Below are 6,785 nucleotides of genomic sequence, written 5' to 3'. Positions count from 1 at the left end.
ACCTTCTCCTGGTGAAGGCCCAGCCAGCGTATCAGTCTCTACAACTATCGGTGGTCCAGCCGCAGGGGTTCACTCCAGCGCTCAGACAAACGCCGCGAGTCAGTCACAACCGGCCCGCGGGGACCGCGGGCCTCGCTCATCCGGCTGCGCGCCTCGGCGCATCCTGAGGGCGAGTCGACCGGGCGGGCCGGGGCCGGCTCCTGGGTGATCGGGCGTGGTACTTCCCTCTGCCGTCCTTGAAAGCAACGCAGACCCGTTCACCCAACAGCCGTTCGGACTGAGCTTGTCGAAGCCAGGGCACGTCACGTGGGTGTCAACGCCCTTCGACAAGCTCAGGGCGAACGGGTTGATGGACTCACCGACTGGGCAAGCGTGCTGACGGGGTAAGCACGCGGATGGGCCCCTTGGAACCTGACCAACGCCAACACCCGCCGATCACCCCCAAGCCCGGCGGGAGCGGCCCCCAGGGCGTGGCCGTTGGGCGTGCCGAGGCGCGCAGCCTGGCGAGTGAGGTGCGCGAGCATCGCGCACCGGCCGTGACTGACTCGTGGCGCTTGTCCGAGCGGAGCGCGTCAGCGCGCAGCGAGTTGCGCCACGCACTCGCCAGGCGAGCACCGCAGGGGACCCCGAGCGTTCAGCGAGGGGCACGCACATCGGCCGCGCCCTGGGGGCCGCTCCCGCCCGGCGCCCTCGCGGAGACAACGGCTCTCGAACCTCACGCCGACCACAGCGCAACTACTGCCAGCCATCAGCCGCAAGCAGCAAGCACCAGCTGTGGAAGGCCTGCCCCTCAGAAGCCGAAGCCGCGAACCTCGACCAGACCGACCTAGACGTCCAGCACCAGCCGCTTGCCCGTGCACCGCGAGACGCAGATCATCATGGTCTTGCCCGACTGGCGCTCGATCTTGGTGAGGATGCCGTCCTGGTGGTCCAGCTCGCCGTCGAAGTCGAGCACGGGCGTCTCGCAGGCGCCGCACACGCCTTCCTTGCAGCTGTGGTCGGGGTTCAGCCCGGCATCGATCAGCGCGTCCAGGATGGACTTGCCGCCAGGCACCGGCACCGTCTTGCCGCTTTTCTCGCAGACCACCTCGAAGCCGTGCGTCTCCACGGGCGACTCGACCACCACGGTGGCGAAGCGCTCGATGTGGGCGTTGGCGTAGCCCAGCTGTTCGCAAGCCTTTTCGAACGCATCGAGCATGGGCGTCGGGCCACAGCAGTAGAAGTGGCTGTCGGCACCGCGGCCTTCCAGCAACTGGGCCAGCTTGGGCGGGCCGCCCTGCTCGTCGTCGAAGTGCCAGGTCACGGGCACCTTGGCCTCGGCGGCCAGCGCGGTGATGGGCTCGATGAAGGCGGCCTCCTTGCGGGTGCGGGCGCAGTACACCACCTCCACCGGCCGGCCCAGGGCGACCAGGCGCTGGAGCATGCAGAAGATCGGCGTCACGCCGATGCCGCCGGCCACCAGCACGCTCTTCGGTGCATCCTCGTGCAGCTCGAAGTTGTTGCGCGGGGCCGAGATGTCGATCACCTGCCCAACGCGCAACTGCTGATGCACGAACTTCGAGCCGCCGCGGCTGTTGCGGTCGTTGAGCACGCCCACCACGTAGCGGCCGCTGTCGCTGCAGGGGTTGCAGAGCGAGTAGCTGCGCACCAGGCCGTTGGACAGATGCAGGTCGATGTGCGAGCCGGCAGCAAAGGCCGGGAAGCTCACGCCGGCCGTGGCCGGGCGGAATTCGACGCTGACGATGCCATCGGCCTCGTGGCGCATCGTGTGGACCAGGGCTTTGAGCGTGGGGGCGGACATGGCGAAAGATCTCTCTGGACTTGTCGGTGTGTTTGGAAGGGAAGCGCGCCCTTCCCTCAGGGGCCGGCACGGCGGCGAGCGCGCAGCGCCCGCATCATAGGCAGCGAGCAAGGCGCATGCCGCCCGCTGCCGACCCACCCCTCAGGCGATCAGGCCTGCGCCGTCTGCTTCGCCTCGATCTGCTGCTGCGCCAGGTTGCGCAGGTGGCGGCGCAGCCGGACGATGCCCAGGTCGTGCTGGTACAGGTTCTCGTGCTGGTTGGCGTCGGGTTCCATGTCCTCCAGCATCACGCGGTCCTGCTCCAGCACGCGCCAGTGGCGCTGCTCCAGCCGGTTGCGGTACAGGAAGCGCCAGGTGTCGCGCTCCCAGCCCTGTGGCAGCTTGCGCACGCGCCAGTGAAAGACCGCCGCCAGGCCGGTGGAGATGGGCGTATAGCTGCCCACGATGATGAAGTTGCCGCCGGGGCCGCCGGTCTTCGGGTACGGGATCTCCAGACGCATCCAGTGGATGCCGGTGTCGCCCCACTCCGTCCAGTCGAAGTTGACGTTGCGCTGGCCTTCCTTCTCGAAGACGAAGCCGGTGTCGGTGGCACGGATGCCGAACTTGGCCTTCGAATCGCCCTCGGCCATCGAGTGCGACTGCTTGTGCAGGAAGGTGCCGTGCATCGGGTCCATGACGTTGTCGAGCACGTAGCGATAGTCGCCCTTCCACTCCGTGTAGCAGAGGAAGTGGCCGTACTCAGCGTCGTTGGTCAGCTCCTCGGGCAGCACCAGCGGCGGCGGCTCGTCGACCGGCTCGCTGCTGTTGTAGAGGAAGACGGCGCCGGCCGCTTCCTTGACATGGAAGTGGCGCGTGGCGCGCGTGCCTTCGAGCTTGCAGCCGGGGCTGCCCGGCACGCGGGTGGTCACGCCGTCACAGCGCACTTCGACGCCGTGGTAGGGACAGGACAGGCGGTCGCCCAGCACCACGCCCTGCGACAGCGGCGCGCCGCGGTGGGGGCAGCGGTCTTCCAGCGCGTGCAGCACGCCGTCGAAGTCGCGCCAGAAGGCGAGCTTGCGGCCCAGGCGGCGCAGCGAAACGGGCTTTTCCTTGATGAAGGAGGATGGGCAGATCGGGTACCAGAGGTCCTTGAGACCGACTTCGAGCAGCTGGTCGACCGGATCGGCGTGGATGGCGATGGTGGTCATGGGGTGTTCCTCGCGGGCGTCGTAGGGTTCAGGGCTGTTCCGACAGGATGGCGATTTCCTGGCGGTAGACCTCTTCGGTCCAGGGCTTGCCGCTGGGGCTGGCCAGGCCGCTGTCGTTGAGCGCCTGCACCAGGCCGGGCAGGTCGTGCACGCCGGCGCCAAAGGCGCGCTCGATGGCATCGCCCAGCAGGTCTTCGTAGGTGGTGGGGTTGCGCTTGCGCGCCTGGTGGGGCTCGAGGTAGCGGTCGGTCATGGTGTGCTCCATCGGGGGGGCGGGAATGCGTTGTTGGTCGAAGGCGGTGCGCCGGCTCACTCGGCCTTGATGCCGCGGCTCTTGATGACGCCGGCCCACACGGCCGTCTCGTCCTTCATGGCCTTGGCGAAGGCGGCGGGCGTCATGGTGGCCTGGGTCATGCCCTGGGCCTTGAGCTTGTCCTGAATCTCGGGCTGCGCCAGGATCTCGGCGGCGTCCTTGGCCAGTTGCTCGGCCACGGCAGGCGGCGTGCCGGCCGGAGCCAGCAGGCCGTACCAGGAGGTGACGTTCACGCCCTGGATGCCCTGCTCCGCCAGCGTCGGGATCTCCGGCGCCACCGGCGTGCGCTGGGCTTCGGTGATGCCGATGGCGGTCAGCTTGCCGCTGTTGATGAAGGGCAGCGCGGCCGGCAGGTTGGTGAACATCAGCGGCACGATGCCCGCCACGGTGTCGTTGAGCGCGGGCGGCGTGCCCTTGTAGGCCACGTGCAGCATGTCGATGCCGGCCTGCTGCTTGAACAGCTCGCCCGCCAGGTGCAGGCCGCTGCCGATGCCGGGCGAGGCGTACGACAGCGCGCCCGGCTTGGCCTTGGCCTGGGCGATCAGGTCCTTGGCCGTCTTGATCCCCGAGGCCGGCGAGGCCACCACCACGTTGGGTGCCTTGGCCAGCATGGTGACCGGCACGAAGTCCTTCTCGATGTTGAACGGGAAGTTCGGCATCAGCGTCGGGTTGATCGTGAGGTTGCCCGCGGGCACCACCAGCAGGTTGTGGCCGTCGCCCTTGGCGCGCTTGATCTTGTCGATGCCGATGTTGCCGGCCGCGCCCACGGCGTTCTCCACCACGGCCGGCTGGCCGTAGCGCTTGCTGAGGCCGTCGGCCAGGAAGCGCGCCAGCGCATCCACCGGACCGCCTGCCGGGAAGGGCGAGACGATGTTGAAGCGCTCGCTGGCGAGCTGCTTGTGCACCTCGGCCGGCGTCTGGGCCCAGACGCTGCCGGTGGCGAGCAGGCCGCAAAGCGTAGCGGCGAGGAAGGACTTGCGTTGCATGACGATCACTTCTTTTCTGTCAAAAACTTGCCCGAGGCGTCCACGCCCTTCTGCCGCCGCGTGTGGCCGTCCAGGCCACCGTCCACGGCCCATTCGGCGAACACCGTCGGGCCGGGCTCGAAGTCGCGGGCGGCCCATTCGGCCGTCAGCTGGTCCTCGTCGGCGTAGTACTCGATCAGGCCGCCGGCCGGGTTCTTGAAGTACCAGAAATAGGCCGAGGAGATCGGATGCCGGCCCGGGCCGAGTTGCGTTTCCCAGCCGCAGCGGGAGAAATGCAGCCCGCCGCCGAACACCTCGTGGATGTCGCGCACGGTGAAGGCCACATGGTTGATGCCGCGCTTGCCCGTGGGTAGCTGCAGCAGGAACAGGTCATGGTGGCCACCGATGTCGGCGCAGCGCAGAAAGGCGCCGCGGCCTGGATAGCGGTCGGAGGCGACGAAGCCGAAGCGGCTCGCATAGAAGGCCTCGCAGGCCTTCACGTCGGCCACGAAGAACACCACGTGGCCCACCTCGATGGGCGTGGCCCGGTCGTAGATCGGGCTGGGCTGGTTGACGCGGGCCTTGTCGGTCCAGGTGTTCACGCGGGCGCAATCGATGTCGATGGCCTTCTTGCGGCTGACCTGCAGGCGCACGGCCAGCCCGTTCGGGTCGGTGCAGCCGATGCGGCGGCCACCGGCCACCTCGCCGTCGACGAAGCCTGCGTCGCCGCGGATGGCGTCGGCATAGCGGTCGAGGTCGGCGGCGCTTTCCACGCCCCAGACCACCTCGCGCAGCGTGGGGCCGTCTTCGATGGCGGGCGGCAGGCCGGCCTTGTCCATGGCGGCCACCACGATGCGGCAGCCGTTGAGGCTTTCGAACACCAGTTCGTCCGCGCCTTCGTGGGCCAGGGTCAGGCCCCAGTCCAGGAAGAAGCGGCGGCTGGTGGCGAGGTCGTCCGTGCCGTAGGTGATCTGATCGATGCCGAGAACGCTCATTGCTTGATTTCCTTGGGGTTCAGGGTCACTTCGACCATGGGATCGGGGCTTCGTTCGTGCCCCAGTACATGCTCTTCTGCTCCATGTACTGGAAGATGCCTTCGCGGCCCTTCTCGCGGCCCAGGCCCGAGTCGCGCCAGCCGCCGAAGGGCGTGGAGACCGAGAACTGCTTGTAGGTGTTGACCCAGACGGTGCCCGCCTGCACCGCGCGGCCCAGGCGCCAGGCGCGCTTGAAATCGCGGCTCCACACGCCCGCCGCCAGCGCGTAGACGCTGTCGTTGGCCTGGGCGATCAGTTCCTCTTCGTTGTCGAAGGGCATGGCGACCAGCACCGGGCCGAAGATCTCTTCCTGCGTGATGCGGGCGTTGTTGGTGAGGCCTTCGAGGATGGTGGGCGTGTAGAAGTAGCCCTTGTCGAAGGCCGCGCCCTGCGGACGCACGCCGCCGGTTCGGATGCGACCGCCCTCGCTGACGCCCAGGTCCACGTAGCGCTCGATGCCCTCACGGTGCCTGGCGGTGATCAGCGGGCCCATCTGTGTGCGTTCGTCCGCCGGATCGCCCACACGCAGGTTCTTGGCGGCCTCGGCCACGCGGGTCACGAACTCGTCGTAGATGCCGCGCGCCACGAACAGGCGCGAGCCCGCGATGCACGACTCGCCCGAGCTGCTGAAGATGCCGTAGAGCACGCCGGCCACGGCATGGTCCAGGTCCGCGTCCTCCAGCACCATGGTGGGCGACTTGCCGCCCAACTCCAGCGAGACCGGCATCATCTTGTCGGCTGCGATGTGGGCGATGTGCTTGCCGGTGGTGGTGCCGCCGGTGAAGGACACGCGTTTGACCAGCGGATGCTTGGTGATGGCATCGCCGATCACCGAGCCCTTGCCCGGCAGCACGCTGACGATGCCCTTGGGCACGCCGGCCTCTTCGCAGATCTTCGCCAGCTCCAGCGCCATCAACGGCGTCACCTCGGCGGGCTTGACCACCACGGCATTGCCGGCGGCCAGCGCGGGCGCGAGCTTCTGGGCTTCGCTGGCGATGGGCGAATTCCACGGCGTGATGGCGGCCACGACGCCCATGGGCTCGTGCACGCTCATCGTCACGTAGGGGCCGCGCGAGGGCGTGATGGTGTCTTCCAGCGTCTCCAGCGCGGCGGCGAAGAACTGGAAGGTGCCGGCGGCGCTGGCGACCAGCGCACGGGTCTCGCTGATGGGCTTGCCGTTGTCCAGGCGCTGCTTCTGCGCCAGGTCTTCGGCGCGCTCGCGGATGAGGGCGGCCACGCGGTGCAGCACGGCGGCGCGCACATGCGGCAGCATCTGGGCCCAGCCGCTGGTGCGGAAGGCCACGTCCGCGCGGGCGATGGCTTCTTCCACGTCGGCCAGGCTGGCGGCGCGCAGGCGGGCGATGGGCTCGCCAGTCGCCGGGTACAGGCTCTGGTACTCATCGCCGCCGCCCAGGCGCCATTCGCCGGCCACGTTGATGGGGAGCAGTTCCAGGTTGGGCATCGGGGGCTTCTCTCTCGTGTTTC

General features: G+C 68.5%; 6 protein-coding genes. All 6 read right to left on the bottom strand.

The window, feature by feature from the left end:
- Positions 1–826: 826 nt before the first annotated feature.
- A complete protein-coding gene (locus tag ACT54X_RS27845) occupies positions 827–1,801 on the bottom strand; it encodes a PDR/VanB family oxidoreductase (RefSeq protein ID WP_476349832.1) in 975 nt (324 codons plus the stop codon).
- A gap of 149 nt (positions 1,802–1,950) precedes the next feature.
- On the bottom strand, positions 1,951–2,988 hold the full coding sequence (locus ACT54X_RS27840) for an aromatic ring-hydroxylating oxygenase subunit alpha (RefSeq protein ID WP_294378337.1): 1,038 nt from the start codon (positions 2,986–2,988) through the stop codon (positions 1,951–1,953).
- A gap of 28 nt (positions 2,989–3,016) precedes the next feature.
- The gene (locus tag ACT54X_RS27835; RefSeq protein ID WP_017757816.1) at positions 3,017–3,241 is read right to left on the bottom strand and encodes a recombinase-like helix-turn-helix domain-containing protein; all 225 of its coding nucleotides are present in this window, start codon (positions 3,239–3,241) and stop codon (positions 3,017–3,019) included.
- Positions 3,242–3,297: 56 nt separating this feature from the next.
- A complete protein-coding gene (locus ACT54X_RS27830) occupies positions 3,298–4,287 on the bottom strand; it encodes a Bug family tripartite tricarboxylate transporter substrate binding protein (protein WP_294378332.1) in 990 nt (329 codons plus the stop codon).
- 5 nt (positions 4,288–4,292) lie between these two features.
- Positions 4,293–5,261, bottom strand: a complete 969-nt coding sequence (locus ACT54X_RS27825) for a VOC family protein (protein ID WP_294378329.1) — start codon at positions 5,259–5,261, stop codon at positions 4,293–4,295.
- Between the two features lie 25 nt (positions 5,262–5,286).
- Positions 5,287–6,762, bottom strand: a complete 1,476-nt coding sequence (locus ACT54X_RS27820) for an aldehyde dehydrogenase (protein ID WP_476349829.1) — start codon at positions 6,760–6,762, stop codon at positions 5,287–5,289.
- Between the last annotated feature and the right edge of the window lie 23 nt (positions 6,763–6,785).

It is taken from the genome of Pseudacidovorax sp. DMC4, from assembly GCF_056314265.1.
This window is presented reverse-complemented; position numbering and strand designations above follow the sequence as displayed.

What these genes read in the sequence shown, in the direction of transcription:
- ACT54X_RS27845 (WP_476349832.1), bottom strand. Translation starts at nt 1,801, where the DNA reads ATGTCCGCCCCCACGCTCAAAGCCCTGGTCCACACGATGCGCCACGAG.
- ACT54X_RS27840 (WP_294378337.1), bottom strand. Translation starts at nt 2,988, where the DNA reads ATGACCACCATCGCCATCCACGCCGATCCGGTCGACCAGCTGCTCGAA.
- ACT54X_RS27835 (WP_017757816.1), bottom strand. Translation starts at nt 3,241, where the DNA reads ATGACCGACCGCTACCTCGAGCCCCACCAGGCGCGCAAGCGCAACCCC.
- ACT54X_RS27830 (WP_294378332.1), bottom strand. Translation starts at nt 4,287, where the DNA reads ATGCAACGCAAGTCCTTCCTCGCCGCTACGCTTTGCGGCCTGCTCGCC.
- ACT54X_RS27825 (WP_294378329.1), bottom strand. Translation starts at nt 5,261, where the DNA reads ATGAGCGTTCTCGGCATCGATCAGATCACCTACGGCACGGACGACCTC.
- ACT54X_RS27820 (WP_476349829.1), bottom strand. Translation starts at nt 6,762, where the DNA reads ATGCCCAACCTGGAACTGCTCCCCATCAACGTGGCCGGCGAATGGCGC.